The following is a 12,961-nucleotide window of genomic DNA, read 5'->3' on the forward strand; positions in this document are numbered from 1 at the left end:
TTTCCCGGTTGCGGTAGAGGGACAGCAGGATCGCCAGGCCCACCGCCGCTTCAGCGGCCGCCACGGTGATCACAAAGATGGCGAACACCTGGCCGCGAATCAGCTGGCCATCGAGGTAGTCGGAGAATGCCATCAGGTTGATGTTCACCGCATTCAGCATCAGCTCAATGCTCATCAGCACCCGCACCGCATTGCGGCTGTTGATCAACCCCCAAACGCCCGTGCAGAACAACACGGCTGCCAGCACCAGATAGGCCTGCAGGGGGATGGTGCTCGGAAGGGTGATGTCCATGGGCCGGGAGGTTGGAGCGGGGAGGAAACGGAGGTGTGCCGGGAGAACGCAGCGCGTTGACGCAACAGTGCGGGGCCCTAGCGGGGTGCCTTGTCGAGCAGCAACGGCGAACGGGACTTCTCGATCAGCCCCTGATCCACCGACTCTCCGGTGATCACATCGCTGCTGAGCACGTCCCTGCGGGCCAGCACAATGGCGCCGATCATCGACATCAGCAACAGCACCGAGGCCAGCTCGAAGGGCAGGAGGTAGTCGCTGAAGAGGTGTTCACCGATCCGAATCGTGGCCTCCTCGCCCACCGGCAGGGGGCCGGGCAGGGGCCAGGCGGTGGTGAAGGCCACCCGAATCAGCAGCACGAACAGCCCGCCACACACGGCCCCGGACAACAGACGCCGCAGGGGCAGTCCGGGAATCACGGCGAGCGTTTCCTTCTTGTTGACGAGCATGATCGCGAACAGGATCAGCACGTTCACGGCGCCCACGTAGACGAGCACCTGGGCGGCCGCCACAAAGCTGGCATTGAGCAGCAGGTAGAGACCGGCCACGGAGAGGAAGACCCCACCCAACAGGAAGGCCGAATAGACGATGTTGGGCAGCAGCACAACCCCGAGGGCACCCAGCACCAGGGTGGCGGACAGGGCCGCAAAACAGATCAGCTGGGCGGTGGAGGCGATGGTCATCAGGCCTTCTCCTGGGGTTGTGCCGAGGCGGGCTCGCTCTTGGGCAGGGTCGCCAGCACCTGCTCAGGCAGTTTGCCGGCCCGGGGGGCGGTGTCGGGCACGCCGTGGGGGTCCATGGCGCCTTTGGGCAAGTAGGCCAGCTCGCGCAGGGGCACCACGGCCGGATCGCTGGTGACGCTGGTGGGCAGGCGGCCCAGGGCGATGTTGTCGTAGTTGAGGCTGTGGCGATCGAAGGCCGCCAGCTCGTATTCCTCGGTCATCGACAGGCAGTTGGTGGGGCAGTACTCCACGCAGTTGCCGCAGAAGATGCACACCCCGAAATCGATCGAGTAGTTGCGCAGCTCCTTCTTCTTGGTGGCCTTGTTCATCACCCAATCCACCACCGGCAGATTGATCGGGCACACCCGCACGCACACCTCGCAGGCGATGCACTTGTCAAACTCGTAGTGGATCCGGCCGCGGTAGCGCTCCGAGGGGATCAGCTTCTCGTAGGGGTACTGGACCGTGATCGGCCGGCGGCGCAGGTGGTCAAAGGTGACCGCCAGACCCTGGGTCAGGTAATTGGCCGCACCCACCGCATCACGGGTGTAATCGCCGACTTTCTTGAGGAACCCGAACATGGAGCTGGCTCTGGGGGGAGGCGGGCTGGACAGGTCAGACCATGATGGCTGGTCTGGAGAGGGCCTGGGTCAGGGCGGGGTCAGCCGCCGAAGGCGACCGGGAAGGCGAGCTTGAGGGCCGCCGTGATCAACAGGTTGACCAGGGCAATCGGCAGGAGGAATTTCCAGCCCAGATCCAGCAGCTGGTCGATGCGCACCCGGGGGGTGGTCCAACGCAGCAGGATCGCCAGAAACACCAGCAGGTAGGCCTTCAGCACGGTCATGACGATGCCCACCGATCCGGTGATCAGCTGCACCAAGGGCGCATCGATCGGCTGGCCCAGCCAGCCGGCCAGCCACTCCACCGGGATCGGGAAGCCCCAGCCACCCAGGTAGAGCACCGACACCAGCAGGGCCGAGAGCACCAGGTTGATGTAGCTGCCCAGATAGAAGAGGGCAAACTTCATGCCGGAGTATTCGGTCTGGTAGCCAGCCACCAGCTCCTCCTCGGCCTCCGGCAAGTCGAAGGGCAGCCGCTCGCACTCGGCCAGGGCACAGATCCAGAAGATCACGAAGCCCACCGGCTGGCGCCAGATGTTCCAGCTGAGGATGCCCGCTCCGGTCTGCTGATCAACGATGTCGACCGTGCTGAGCGAGTTGCTCATCATCACGACCGCCAGCACCGCCAGGGCCAGGGGAATCTCGTAGCTGATCGACTGGGCCGCCGCCCGCAGGCCACCCAGCAGGGAGTACTTGTTGTTGGAGGCGTAGCCGCTCATCAGCAGGCCAATTGGCTGGATGCTGCTGAGGGAGATCCACAGAAAAATGCCGATCCCCACATTGCTGATCAGCAGGTGCTGACCGAAGGGCACCACCAGCCAGCTGAGGATCACCGGGATCAGCACCAGCACCGGGCCCAGGGTGAACAACAGGCCATCGGCCCGGGCCGGAATGATGTCTTCCTTGAAGACGAGCTTCATGCCGTCAGCGATCGGCTGCAGCACGCCGAGGGCGCCGGCATATTCCGGGCCGATCCGCTGCTGCACGGCGGCGGAGATCTTGCGCTCCAACCACACGTTCACCAGCACACCCACCACCGCCGCCACCAGCACCAGCACCATCGGCAGGGGAAGCCAGAGCAGGTGGGCCGCCCCCGGGCTCAGGCCGAGACCCTGGAGGGCCTGCTCAAAGCTGGCCTCAAGATCGAGGCCTGGAGCTGTGTTGGTCACCATGGCGGCAGCTCAGATGGGGGCAACTTAGCGGGCCCCAATGGGCTGCCAGTCGCGGCTGGCCGGACCGGTATAGATCTGGGAGGGCCGGTAGATGCGGTTGGCACCCAGCTGTTCCTTCCAGTGGGCCAGCCAACCGGCGGTGCGGGCGATGGCAAAGATCGGCGTGAACAGGTCTTCGGGGATGCCGAGCTTGCGGTACACCAGCCCGGAATAGAAGTCGACATTGGGGTAGATCCCCTTGGGGCCGAGCCGCTCGGCCGCCACGGCCTCGAGCTTGCGGGCCAGGTCGTACATCGGGTCGTGGCCAAAGGCATCGAACAGCTGCTCGGCCAATTTCTGCAGAATCACGGCCCGGGGATCCTTCACCTTGTACTCCCGGTGGCCGAAGCCCATGATCTTGCGCTTCTCGGCAATGGCCCGGTCCAGCCAGGGCTCCACCTGGTCTTCGCTGCCGATGCTCTCCAGCATCTCCAGCACGTCTTCGTTGGCCCCGCCGTGCAAGGGGCCAGCCAGGGTGCCCACCGCCGACGCCACCACGGCGTAGGGGTCGGTGAGGGTGCTGGCGGTGACCCGGGCACTGAAGGTGCTGGCGTTGAGGCTGTGCTCCGCGTGCAGGATCAGACAGGCATCAAAGATGCGGGCCGCCAGCGGATCCGGCTCCCGCTCCGTGAGCATGTAGAGGAAATTGGAGGCGTAGGCCAGGTCATCGCGGGGCTGGATCGGGTCCTGGCCTTTGCGGATCAGCTGGAACGCCGCCACCATCGTGGGGATCTTGGCGATCAGCCGCACCACCGCCGAAACGATGTATTCGGGGTTGTCCAGGGCGCGCCTGGAATAGAAGAGACCGAGCGACGCCGCGCTGCTCTGGAGGGCATCCATCGGATGACCACCGGAGGGGAAGCACTTCATCATGTCGCGGATGCGGAAGCTCACCCGCCGGTGCATCTGCACTTCCTGCTCAAACTCCCGCAGCTGCTGGGCCGTAGGCAGCTCGCCCCAGATCAGCAGGTAGGCCGTTTCCAGAAAGGTGCTCTGGGACGCCAGCTCATCCACGCGGAAGCCCCGGTAGGTCAGCACCCCCCGCTGGCCATCGATGTCGCAGATCGACGACTGGGTCGCCGGCACCCCCTCCAGGCCCGGACGAAAGGGACTGGGAGCCTGGGCTCCACTCGCTGTCATGCCCGCCGCTGTCACGTTGAAGCCGCCGCTGTCGTCTTGGCGAACCTACGGCTGCCGGTGGCCCCGGCGCCGTAGCCGCAGCAACCGAGGGCCGATCAGCAGCTCCAGGCTGGCCCCAGCGGGCCCGAGGCGGATCAGGGCCGCCCCCGCCTTGCGCAGCGCGATGGCGCCCGGGGGCGCCCCCAGCAGGGTGGCCGCCAGGTCACCCAGATCCGGCTCATGGCCCACCAGCCCCAGCCGCCGCCAGCTGCCTCCCACAAGCAGGGGCCTTGGATCGTGGTCAGGAGCCAGGCTGGGCTCAATGGCAAAGCCACTGGCCAGACCAGCGGCGACGCCCAGCTCAGCTGTCTGCCGGGCCCGCCGCAGGGGGCTGCTGAGCAGGAGGTCGCAGTCCAGTTGCAGCCGATGCAGCTGCTGGGCCATCGCCGCCGTGCGGCGGATGCCCCGGGCCGTCAGGGCCCGTTCCGCATCCGAGGAGCCGATGCCACCCCCATCGGGCTGGCGCTCTTCAGCGAGGCCATGGCGCCAGAGCAGCAGTTCGCGCTCAACCAAAGCCCAGTTGCGCCCGAACGTGCACGCTGGCGCCGGAATCGGGGCCAGCTTCGAGCCCCAAGCTCAGCCCCTGCACCGCCTCAGCGAGCGGCTGGCCCGCCAGCCCAGACAACAGACGCCAGGTGGTCCAGCGCTGCAGCAGGGCCTGGGCCCGCTGGTCTGCCATGGCCCACTGCAGGGGAGCCTGGACCAGATCGAGGGACGCGAGCTGCTCCAACCGCGGGCGGGGCGGCTGGCGGGCCTCGCGCTGGTCCTGGAGCACCGCCAGGTTTTGGCCCCACCAGGCCAGGCGCCCCTGGCTGGAGCGGGCCCCGGCCAGGCTGGCCTGCAGCTGGGCCGGTTCGGTCCGGGCTGGACGGCGCCCGGCCTGGGGAGCCTCCAGGCGGGTCCAGACCCGGATGCTGGCATCCCCCTCCACGGGCAGCGGGGCCGCGATCAGGCCCTCGGCGGCCAGGGGGCCATCCAGATCCGCAGGATCCGGCTGATCCGCGGCGGTGCCGAGCAACCAGCCCTGGCGGCCCTCGCTCCAGAGCACCGGGCCGGTGTCGCCAGCCACCACCAGGGCCGGCAAGGATTGGCCTGCTGCCGGCAGCACCGCCGTCAGCAGGGGCTGCCAAAGGGCGGGCCAGGCGGAAGGCTGTTGCACCAGGGCCAGGCTGTCGGATGGGCCCTGGAGGCCCTCCAGCAGGGCCGTGCCGGTGGCAGCAGCGGCGGGCGTCGTGGCCGGCAACGCCTCCAGGGCCCCAGCCTCCGGACCCAGCTGAAGCAGGCCGTCGAGCACCAGGGTGCGGCCCTCGGGACGCAGGCTGGCCACCAGCTCCTGGATGGCCCCGGGTGCGTTGAGCGAAGCCGGCAGACCCAGCCAGGGCCCGAGGGCCTCCGGACGGGCCGTCAGCAGCGCCGCCCCCTCAGCCAGCTGCTGCACCCCCTGCTGGAAACGGGGGCTGGCGGCCTGGTTGAGCTCATCGATCTGGGAGACATCGAGGGCCTGCTCGAGAACGCCGCGGCCCGAGGCAATCAGCACAAAGTCGTCGTTGATCAGGGCCGTGGCGATCGGCACCGGCGTGGTGCCCACCAGGGCGCCGCGACCACTGATCAGTCCCATGCCCCGGTAGCTGCTGATCTGCAGGTCGGTGCCGGCCAGGCTGCGGGTTTGCCAGAAGCGCTGCAGAAAGCGGCGGGCCCCATCGGCGTCGCGGCTGCGCAGGGCCAACAACCAGCCATCGGGGGCCGCACCGGGCTCGGACGCCAACAGGGCCAGGCCCAGCTCCCGACCCAGCCAGGGGGCCAGCTCGCTGGGGTAATCCAGCCCCGCCGCGGCGAAGCCACCATCCCGCAGGCGGGCCACCGCCTCGGCGGCCTGGCGCCGCTGGCGCGGGGGAGCCACGGCCCGGGCATAGCCCACCGGCTGCTCCCCATCACTCAGCCAGTAGAGGCTCAGGGCGGCCGAACGGGGTACAAAGCGGGCAGCCCGAGGCGACACCAGGGCCTGGTGCTGCAACTGCAGGGGAGAGCGCTGCAACACGAGCCACCAGCCACCGGCCGCGAGGCTCAGCAACAGCAACACCACCGCCAGCACGACCGCCAGAAACGGGCGGGCCTTCATGCGTCCCACGCAGGATGGGCCCATCTTGACCCCAACCCTCCCCCTCTGCCCGCCATGAGCAGCCCAGACGCCCAACCGCAGGCCCCAGCCCAGGGCATGCCAACCAACATCCAGGCCCGCGATCTGCAAGCCCGGCTGGAGCGGGGCGACGCCATCCAGCTGGTGGATGTGCGCGAAGACGCCGAACTGGAGCTGGCCCGGCTGCCCCACCCCGTGGTGCACCTGCCCCTGAGCCGCTCGGCCGACTGGATCGCCAACCTCCCCCAGCTGCTCGACCATGACCGCCCGGTGGCCGTGCTCTGCCATGCGGGCGTGCGCAGCTGGAACCTGGGCTGCTGGCTGATCCAGGAGCACGGCTACGGCGCCGTGTGGAACCTTCAGGGGGGGATCGATGCCTGGAGCGTGGAGGTGGATCCCGCCGTGCCCCGCTACTGAGATGGACTGGATCTGACTACGATCGGCCCCACCCCTGCAGCGTCGGCTTGCAGTCCGCGTCCACCAGGCCCTTGCCCCCCAGGCAGCAGGAGGTGCTCCAGCTGGCGGTGCGGCACTATGTGGACACGATGGAGCCCGTTGGCAGCCAGACCCTGGTGCGCCGCTTCGGCCTGCAGGCCAGCCCGGCGACGGTGCGGTCGGCCATGGGGGCCCTGGAGCAGCGCGGCCTGCTCACCCAGCCCCACCCTTCGGCGGGCCGGATCCCGAGCCAGCAGGGCTACCGCACCTACGTGGACCAGCTGCTGCCGGCCCCCGGGGCCGCGGCCCTGCAGCTGGAGCGGGAGCTCACCGGCCTGAGCCTGCAGTGGGCGGCCCTCGACGACCTGTTGGTGCACCTCAGCCGGCGCCTGGCCGATCTCACCGGCTTGCTGAGCCTGATCACCCGACCCCAACGCCACCAACCCCAGCTGCAGGCCCTGCGGCTGGTGGCCAGCGGCGAGCGGCTGCTGGTGTTTCTGGTGGAAGGCGGCGCCACCGCCAGCAGCCTCAACCTGCGCCTCCCCGCCCAGACCGAACCGGAACTGGAGCCGCTGGAGCGCTGGGTGAGCGGCCAGCTCCAGGGGGGAGCGATCGACTGGAGCAGCCTGCCCTCCCATCTGGGCAGCAGTGGGGCGGTGCTGCGCCAGGCCCTGGCCAGCCATGGGCAATCCCGCCACCTGGAAGGCGAGGGTGCCGTGACCACGGGCCTGGCGGGCCTGCTGGCCCAACCGGAATTCAGCCAAACCCTGAGCCTGCGCCCCCTGGTGGAGCTGGTGGAGGATGCGCCCCAGCAGCTCCTGCCCCAACCGGGCATCTGGATCGGCGCCGAGCATCCCCACCGGGCCCTGCACCAGTGCGCCGTGGTGCAAGCCAACTACCGCAGCGGCGATGGGGGCATCGGCCAGGTGGCCCTGGTGGGGCCGATGCGCATGGCCTATGCCACCGCCCGGGCGGCCGTGCGCTCGGTGGCCCAGGTGCTGGAGCGGCTGTTGGGTTAACTCGAGAGTTTCCCAACCACCATCAGTACCCTGATGGCCAATCCAATCCGAACACCCGCGTGGATCTCCAATCGGCAGGAGTGATCCTGAGACTTCTCAACCTGGTCGCGCTGGCCGACGGGGGAGTCTCCCTTGAAGAAGAAAGTCTTCTGGAATCGCTGAGCGAGCAATACAAACTCCAGGCCAAATTCGTCACCTGGGAAGATCAGGTGTCCGATCCATCCTCCATCGAGGAACTGGCGGTGCTGGTGAACCCGGACCAACGGGAACTGGCGATGAAAACCGCTGTGATGGTGGCTTCGGCATCGAGACAGCCGCAGGACGATGCCTTCATCTGCGACGAGGAGAACGCCATCTTGAACCGCCTGGCCCACGGACTGGGACTGAGCCCGGAGCAACGCAGCGCCATCGAAGCCGAAGCGGCCCAAGCGCTTGAGAAACAACCCAATCTCTGGCAGGTGCTCTATTCCGTGTTCGGGCACCAATTCAACTGGCCTGGCCAGGGATGAAACCCGCCGCTGAGGAGTCCTACGTCGTCGGCACGAGTGAGGCTGAGCTCGCACGGCTGCTCCGCCAGCACGCCCTGTTCCGCCCAGCCTGCATGGAGGCCTGGCGGAGGGCAGGCGTGGGCCCAGGGCTGCGGGTCCTGGACGTGGGTGCCGGGCCTGGCGCGGCGGCCCTGGACCTGGCTGCCCTGGTGGGTCCGGCGGGTTCGGTGGTGGCCGTGGAGCGCAACAGCCGCTTCGTGTCCCATGGCCAGACCAGGGCCCGGGCCAGCGGCCTGGCCCAGCTCGAGGTGCTGCAGGCCGACCTGCTGCGCGACCCCCTTCCCGCCGGCCCCTTCGATCTGATCTGGTGCCGCTGGGTCGCCGTCTACCTCGAGGATGGCGCCCGACTTGTGGAGCGGCTCGTGCCCTTGCTCGGGCAAGGCGGCCGGATGCTCTTTCTGGAAACGATCGACTGGTCAACCCTGGCGCTGCATGGCAGCGGTGCCGGCACTGCGGCCGTGGCTGGCTTCGGGCGCGGGGTGGATCGGGCCATTGCCGCCTCCGGCGGCGATCCCGTGCTGGCCAGGCGGCTGCCCGGGCTCCTGGCGGCGGCGGGGCTCCAGCTGGAAGTTCTGGAACCGCTGGTGCTGGGTGGGGACGCGGCGGTGACCGAATGGCTGGCCGACGTGATCGCACTAATGGGGCCGGAACTGGTGCGCCAAGGGATCTGGCCCGAGCAAGACCTCACGGCAGCCCGCGCCGCACTGCAACGGGCGCAGAACCAGCCCGGCAGTTATGCCGTCGGCCCCCTGCAGCTGTGGATCCAGGCCAGGCGTCCCTAACCGGGGACCGCTGGAATCAGCCCTGCAGCCTCGAGCTCTGGGATGAACCCGAAGGCGGTGGGATCGCTGAGCCGGTCGGGGAACAGCACGCCATCGAGGTGGTCGCACTCGTGCTGCACCACCCGGGCATGGAAGCCCTCCACACAACGATCGATGGGCTGACCATCAGCATCGATCCCCTGGTAACGCAACCCTCGCCAACGCGACACCAGCCCCCGCAGCCCCGGCACGCTCAGGCAGCCCTCCCAGCCCTCGTCGCGCTCCGGACCCAGGGGAGTAAGCACCGGGTTGATCAACACGGTGCGGGGGATCGCCGGGGCATCGGGGTAGCGCGGATTGGGCCCTCCGCCACCGAACAGCACCACCCGCAGCGGCACACCGATCTGGGGCGCGGCCAGGCCGGCGCCGCTGCAGGCCGCCATCGTGTCCTCCAGATCAACCATCAGCTGCCGCAGGGCGGGATCCGCCACATCCACCACGGGCTGGGCGCATCGGCGCAGACAGGGATCGCCCAGCCGCAGAACGGTACGTACCGCCATCAGGCCCAGCCCAGGCCCCCCACCAGCGGCCACCAGGCATCGGCTGCCGCCAGCTCGGCATCGCTGAGGCCCGCGCAGCGGCGCACCTCGGCGGCCTGGCTGTCGAGCAGGCTGGCGTGCAGCTCCTCCCCAAAGGCCTGGCGCAGCACGGCACTGGCGGCGAAGGCGGCTGAGGCCTCGGCCAAGCGCGCGGGCAACCGCACCGCCGCACCGGCCGGCAGATGGGCCGGATCGCCACTCACGGCCGGCGGCAGGGGCCGGGCCTGATCCAGCCCGACCAGCGCCACGGCCTGCACGGCCGCCAGCAACAGGTAGGGATTGGCCGCCAGATCCACCACCTTGAGCTCCAGGTGGGCGGCGGCGCCATCGGCAGCCGTGGGGATGAGGCGCAGGGCCGCCTCCCGGTTCTCGATGCCCCACACCTGAAAGGGCGCCGACCAGGAGCCCGGCGCCAGGCGCCGGTAGGAGATCTCCAGGGGACAGGCCAGGGCGAGCAGGGCCGGCAGCTCCTCCAGCAGGGCCGCCAGCACGGCGCCACCCGCAGCGCTGAGCCCGCCAGGGCCGTCGCCCCCCTGCAGCAGCGGCAGGCCATCGCGCTGCAGGCTCAGGTGCAGATGGCCCCCATTGCCCACCCGCTCCAGGCTGGGCTTGGGACTGAAACTGCAGCGCCAGCCAAAGCGGCGCGTCACCCGCTGAATCACAAGCCGGGCGTGCACCAGCCGGTCGGCCGCCTCCAGGGGCGTGCCCGGAGCGAGCGCGAGCTCGAACTGCCCGGCCCCGTATTCCGGGTGGAACTGCTGCCAGGGAATGCCGGCGGCCTCCAGGCCATCGAGCAGGGCCGTGGCGTAATCCAGCCCCTCCATCAACCGATCGGCACCGTAAGGGCCACCGGGCATGGCCGGATGGGGGTCGGCGTCGGGGCGATGGCTGGCCACCAGCCACTCCAGTTCGAAGCCGGCCCGCAGCTCCACGCCGGCCTGGTGAAGCTGCTCCTGCTGCAAGCGGCAACGGTGCCGCTGATCCCCCGCGTAGGGCTGGCCGGTGCGTTCAAAGCGCTCCCCCGGCGCCCAGGCCCAGCCGCTGCCGGGCTCCAACAACGCCAGGGCCGCGGCATCGGCCCGCAGACGCAGATCCCCATCGGGGCGCGCCAGGCGATGGGCCGGATCGATGGCGCCATCGGCGCGGAAGGCATCCGACACGGGCGAAAAGCCCACGCCCACGGCCGCCGCCGCGTCGAAAGCCGATAGCGGCACCACCTTCACCAAGGGGGCGCCGGCATGGTTCACCCAGGTGATCGCCACCCAGCGGATGCCCTGATCGGCGAGGGCGGCAACTGGCGGCGACAGGGGCTTGGACACGGACAAACCGCGGCACTGCGGCCATGATTGCCCCGGCCGGCGCTGCTCGCATGGAAGCTGCCCACATGGAACCGGATCCCCTGCCGGCCTGGTGGCAGCCCGGCGCCATGGCCCTGCTGCTGGTGGACCTCCAACAGGGCACCTGCGGTGATGCTCAGCCGCAGGTGCGGCCGGCCTTTGATGCCCAGTTCCGCGCCCACACCCTGCCTGCCGCCCAACGCACCCTGGCGGCGGCGCGCCGGGGCGGGTTGGAGGTGATCCACACCGTGATGGCCAACCTCACCAGCGACGGCCGCGACCGCAGCCTCGATTACAAACGCTGCGGCATGGGCTTCCCACCTGGCAGCCGCGCCGCCCAGGTGATCGCCGAACTGGCGCCATGGCCTGATGAGCTGGTGCTGCCGAAAAGCTCGTCGTCGCCGTTCAGCTCCACCACGCTCGACTACCTGCTGCGCAACATCGGCATTGGCACCCTGGTGGTGATCGGCCTACTCACCGACCAGTGCATTGACCACACGGTGAAGGATGCCGCCGACCGCGGCTACCGGGTGGTGTGCCTCACCGACGCCTGCCAGGCGGAGACTCCCGAGCGTCACGCCGCGGCGCTGGCGTGCTTCCAGGGCTACTGCACCCAGATGCCGGTGGCAGCGTTGACGGCCACAGTGAATGCCTTCCTGGCGTCAACAGAATGATGGGCTTGGTTCGGGACCTGCTCGGGAGGCGCCGAGCGCTGCTGCTAGTGCTTAGTGCCGCGGCGATCGTGTTACCGCCCTCCGCGGCCTCAGGTCTGCGGCTTCCCTATTTCCTTCTCTGCGGCCTGGCCCTGATCCCGCTGGCCCAGCTCACTGCCGAACTGGTGGATCACCTGGTGCAACGGGTAGGCGAACGCCTGGGAGGACTTCTGAACGTGACCCTGGGCAACCTGCTCGAGTTGGTGATCGCCCTGACAGCCCTGCGCAGCGGCCTCTACGAACTGGTGGTGGTGAGCATCGCCGGTGCCGTGATCACCAACAGCCTGCTGGTGCTGGGTGTCAGCACCATGCTCGCGGGACGGCAGGCCCTGACCATCGACCTGAACCAGCACAGCCGCGGACTGAGCACCCGCCAGCTTTTGGTCAGCGTGATCCTGATGGCAGTGCCATCAGTGTTCTTCTGGAATTCAATGCATCCCATCAGTGAAGGCGGAGAGATATTCGATCTCTTTGCCCTCTACTCCCTGATTGTGGCGGTGGTGGTGATGGGGGCCTATCTGCTCTCGTACATCTACCAACTCGGGACCCACCGGCACCTGTTCCTGAGTCCAAACGACCTGATCGACAGCCACCCTGGCCCAACCATCGGGGCATCTGTGCCATCGATCGCGCTTGCTTTGGCGCTGGTGGCCCTGGCCATCGCCGGGGTCTCCGAGCATCTGGTGAGCGGCCTGCAGGAGCTGGTGATGGGCAGCTCCGTCACCCCGTTATTTGTAGGCATGCTGCTGCTGCCACTGTTTTCAGCCATTCCGGAAGCCCTGGTGGCCTTCCGAGCCGCCAGCCGAGGCCGCATGGCCCTGGCGATGGCCAGCACCGTGGAATCAAGCGTGCAGCTGCTGCTGTTCGTGTTGCCCGCCCTGGTGCTGGCCGCCCCCCTGATGGGCCGGTTTCTGCACCTCACCTTTCCGCCCCAGGCACTGGCCTGCCTTGGGGCCACCGCCTTCGCCGTGCACTGGCTCACCGAAGGCAACACGCTCACGTGGTATCAGGGTCTGCTGTTGCTGAGCATCTATACGGCTCTGTTCACAGGGGCGCTGTTGCTCAGGCCAGGCATGTGACGCCGCTGGCGAAAGAAATCACATCAACCTGAATCCAGCCGCACCACCTCCCCAAGCTGGCCGGCCGTGATCAGCGCCTCGGCGATCCGCAAGGCCTCGACGGCGTCATTCAGGTCGGCCACCGCCGAAGGCTCACCCCGCCGCAGGCAGGTGGTGAAATCGGCGAGCTGGTCCCGCAGTGCCCCGAACACCCGTCCACCGGTTTCGGACCACAGCGTGAGGTCCGGATGCTGCTGGCCCTGGTCGCCCCAGACCTGCAGCGGGGTCTGCAGCCCCTGCAGACGGGCAGTGCGCTGGCTGCCCACCACCGCC

General features: G+C 68.8%; 16 protein-coding genes. 6 read left to right on the forward strand and 10 right to left on the reverse strand.

Translation table 11 applies throughout. The features are described from left to right. The 7 genes from nuoK to KBY71_RS12180 form a co-directional block, all read right to left on the reverse strand. A partial coding sequence (gene nuoK / locus KBY71_RS12150) for an NADH-quinone oxidoreductase subunit NuoK (RefSeq protein ID WP_254929166.1) occupies positions 1 to 292 on the reverse strand: 292 nt, incomplete at its 3' end. Positions 293 to 369: 77 nt separating this feature from the next. Continuing rightward, entirely contained in the window at positions 370 to 972 is a 603-nt protein-coding gene (locus tag KBY71_RS12155) for an NADH-quinone oxidoreductase subunit J (protein WP_254929167.1), read from the reverse strand. Beyond that, complete coding sequence (ndhI, locus tag KBY71_RS12160) at positions 972 to 1,592, reverse strand: NAD(P)H-quinone oxidoreductase subunit I (protein ID WP_254929168.1); 621 nt, start codon at positions 1,590 to 1,592, stop codon at positions 972 to 974. The genes KBY71_RS12155 and ndhI overlap by 1 nt, the downstream gene beginning before the upstream one ends. 80 nt (positions 1,593 to 1,672) lie before the next feature. After that, a complete protein-coding gene (nuoH, locus tag KBY71_RS12165) occupies positions 1,673 to 2,803 on the reverse strand; it encodes an NADH-quinone oxidoreductase subunit NuoH (protein ID WP_254929169.1) in 1,131 nt (376 codons plus the stop codon). Between the two features lie 24 nt (positions 2,804 to 2,827). Next, positions 2,828 to 3,982 (reverse strand): citrate synthase, encoded by a 1,155-nt coding sequence (locus tag KBY71_RS12170; RefSeq protein ID WP_254929170.1) that lies wholly within the window; start codon positions 3,980 to 3,982, stop codon positions 2,828 to 2,830. 45 nt (positions 3,983 to 4,027) lie between these two features. Then, the gene (locus KBY71_RS12175) at positions 4,028 to 4,534 is read right to left on the reverse strand and encodes a histidine phosphatase family protein (protein WP_254929171.1); all 507 of its coding nucleotides are present in this window, start codon (positions 4,532 to 4,534) and stop codon (positions 4,028 to 4,030) included. Continuing rightward, positions 4,527 to 6,140 carry a DUF3352 domain-containing protein gene (locus tag KBY71_RS12180; RefSeq protein ID WP_254929172.1) on the reverse strand — a complete coding sequence of 538 codons (1,614 nt, stop codon included), beginning with the start codon at positions 6,138 to 6,140 and terminating at the stop codon, positions 4,527 to 4,529. Before KBY71_RS12180 ends, KBY71_RS12175 begins: the two co-directional genes overlap by 8 nt. A 54-nt stretch (positions 6,141 to 6,194) precedes the next feature. Between KBY71_RS12180 and KBY71_RS12185 the strand changes: the two genes are divergently transcribed. From KBY71_RS12185 to KBY71_RS12200, 4 genes are all read left to right on the forward strand, one after another. Next, the gene (locus KBY71_RS12185) at positions 6,195 to 6,575 is read left to right on the forward strand and encodes a rhodanese-like domain-containing protein (RefSeq protein WP_254929173.1); all 381 of its coding nucleotides are present in this window, start codon (positions 6,195 to 6,197) and stop codon (positions 6,573 to 6,575) included. Between the two features lie 128 nt (positions 6,576 to 6,703). Next, positions 6,704 to 7,612 carry a heat-inducible transcriptional repressor HrcA gene (locus KBY71_RS12190; RefSeq protein WP_254929181.1) on the forward strand — a complete coding sequence of 303 codons (909 nt, stop codon included), beginning with the start codon at positions 6,704 to 6,706 and terminating at the stop codon, positions 7,610 to 7,612. Positions 7,613 to 7,671: 59 nt separating this feature from the next. Beyond that, entirely contained in the window at positions 7,672 to 8,121 is a 450-nt protein-coding gene (locus tag KBY71_RS12195; RefSeq protein WP_254929174.1) for a hypothetical protein, read from the forward strand. Continuing rightward, the gene (locus KBY71_RS12200) at positions 8,118 to 8,942 is read left to right on the forward strand and encodes a methyltransferase domain-containing protein (RefSeq protein WP_254929175.1); all 825 of its coding nucleotides are present in this window, start codon (positions 8,118 to 8,120) and stop codon (positions 8,940 to 8,942) included. The genes KBY71_RS12195 and KBY71_RS12200 overlap by 4 nt, the downstream gene beginning before the upstream one ends. Here KBY71_RS12200 and KBY71_RS12205 read toward each other — a convergent pair. Then, positions 8,939 to 9,481, reverse strand: a complete 543-nt coding sequence (locus KBY71_RS12205) for a peptide deformylase (protein WP_254929176.1) — start codon at positions 9,479 to 9,481, stop codon at positions 8,939 to 8,941. The genes KBY71_RS12200 and KBY71_RS12205 overlap by 4 nt on opposite strands. Continuing rightward, positions 9,481 to 10,839, reverse strand: a complete 1,359-nt coding sequence (locus KBY71_RS12210; protein WP_254929177.1) for a glutamine synthetase — start codon at positions 10,837 to 10,839, stop codon at positions 9,481 to 9,483. The genes KBY71_RS12205 and KBY71_RS12210 overlap by 1 nt, the downstream gene beginning before the upstream one ends. A 50-nt stretch (positions 10,840 to 10,889) precedes the next feature. On the opposite strand from KBY71_RS12210, the gene KBY71_RS12215 reads away from it, so the two are divergent. Both KBY71_RS12215 and KBY71_RS12220 read left to right on the forward strand, forming a co-directional pair. Then, entirely contained in the window at positions 10,890 to 11,531 is a 642-nt protein-coding gene (locus KBY71_RS12215; protein ID WP_254929178.1) for a cysteine hydrolase family protein, read from the forward strand. Further along, complete coding sequence (locus KBY71_RS12220) at positions 11,531 to 12,649, forward strand: calcium:proton antiporter (RefSeq protein ID WP_254929179.1); 1,119 nt, start codon at positions 11,531 to 11,533, stop codon at positions 12,647 to 12,649. Before KBY71_RS12215 ends, KBY71_RS12220 begins: the two co-directional genes overlap by 1 nt. A 23-nt stretch (positions 12,650 to 12,672) precedes the next feature. Here the strand turns inward: KBY71_RS12220 and KBY71_RS12225 are convergent. Beyond that, positions 12,673 to 12,961, reverse strand: a 289-nt coding sequence (locus tag KBY71_RS12225) for a hypothetical protein (protein ID WP_254929180.1), incomplete at its 5' end; no start/stop codon positions are given.

The organism is Cyanobium sp. T1B-Tous, from assembly GCF_024345475.1.
Classification (GTDB): Bacteria; Cyanobacteriota; Cyanobacteriia; order PCC-6307; family Cyanobiaceae; genus Cyanobium_A.

Coding starts and splice junctions, on each gene's coding strand:
- KBY71_RS12155 (WP_254929167.1), bottom strand. CDS start 972: ATGACCATCGCCTCCACCGCCCAGCTGATCTGTTTTGCGGCCCTGTCC.
- ndhI (WP_254929168.1), bottom strand. CDS start 1,592: ATGTTCGGGTTCCTCAAGAAAGTCGGCGATTACACCCGTGATGCGGTG.
- nuoH (WP_254929169.1), bottom strand. CDS start 2,803: ATGGTGACCAACACAGCTCCAGGCCTCGATCTTGAGGCCAGCTTTGAG.
- KBY71_RS12170 (WP_254929170.1), bottom strand. CDS start 3,982: ATGACAGCGAGTGGAGCCCAGGCTCCCAGTCCCTTTCGTCCGGGCCTG.
- KBY71_RS12180 (WP_254929172.1), bottom strand. CDS start 6,140: ATGAAGGCCCGCCCGTTTCTGGCGGTCGTGCTGGCGGTGGTGTTGCTG.
- KBY71_RS12185 (WP_254929173.1), top strand. CDS start 6,195: ATGAGCAGCCCAGACGCCCAACCGCAGGCCCCAGCCCAGGGCATGCCA.
- KBY71_RS12190 (WP_254929181.1), top strand. CDS start 6,704: ATGGAGCCCGTTGGCAGCCAGACCCTGGTGCGCCGCTTCGGCCTGCAG.
- KBY71_RS12200 (WP_254929175.1), top strand. CDS start 8,118: ATGAAACCCGCCGCTGAGGAGTCCTACGTCGTCGGCACGAGTGAGGCT.
- KBY71_RS12205 (WP_254929176.1), bottom strand. CDS start 9,481: ATGGCGGTACGTACCGTTCTGCGGCTGGGCGATCCCTGTCTGCGCCGA.
- KBY71_RS12215 (WP_254929178.1), top strand. CDS start 10,890: ATGGAAGCTGCCCACATGGAACCGGATCCCCTGCCGGCCTGGTGGCAG.
- KBY71_RS12220 (WP_254929179.1), top strand. CDS start 11,531: ATGGGCTTGGTTCGGGACCTGCTCGGGAGGCGCCGAGCGCTGCTGCTA.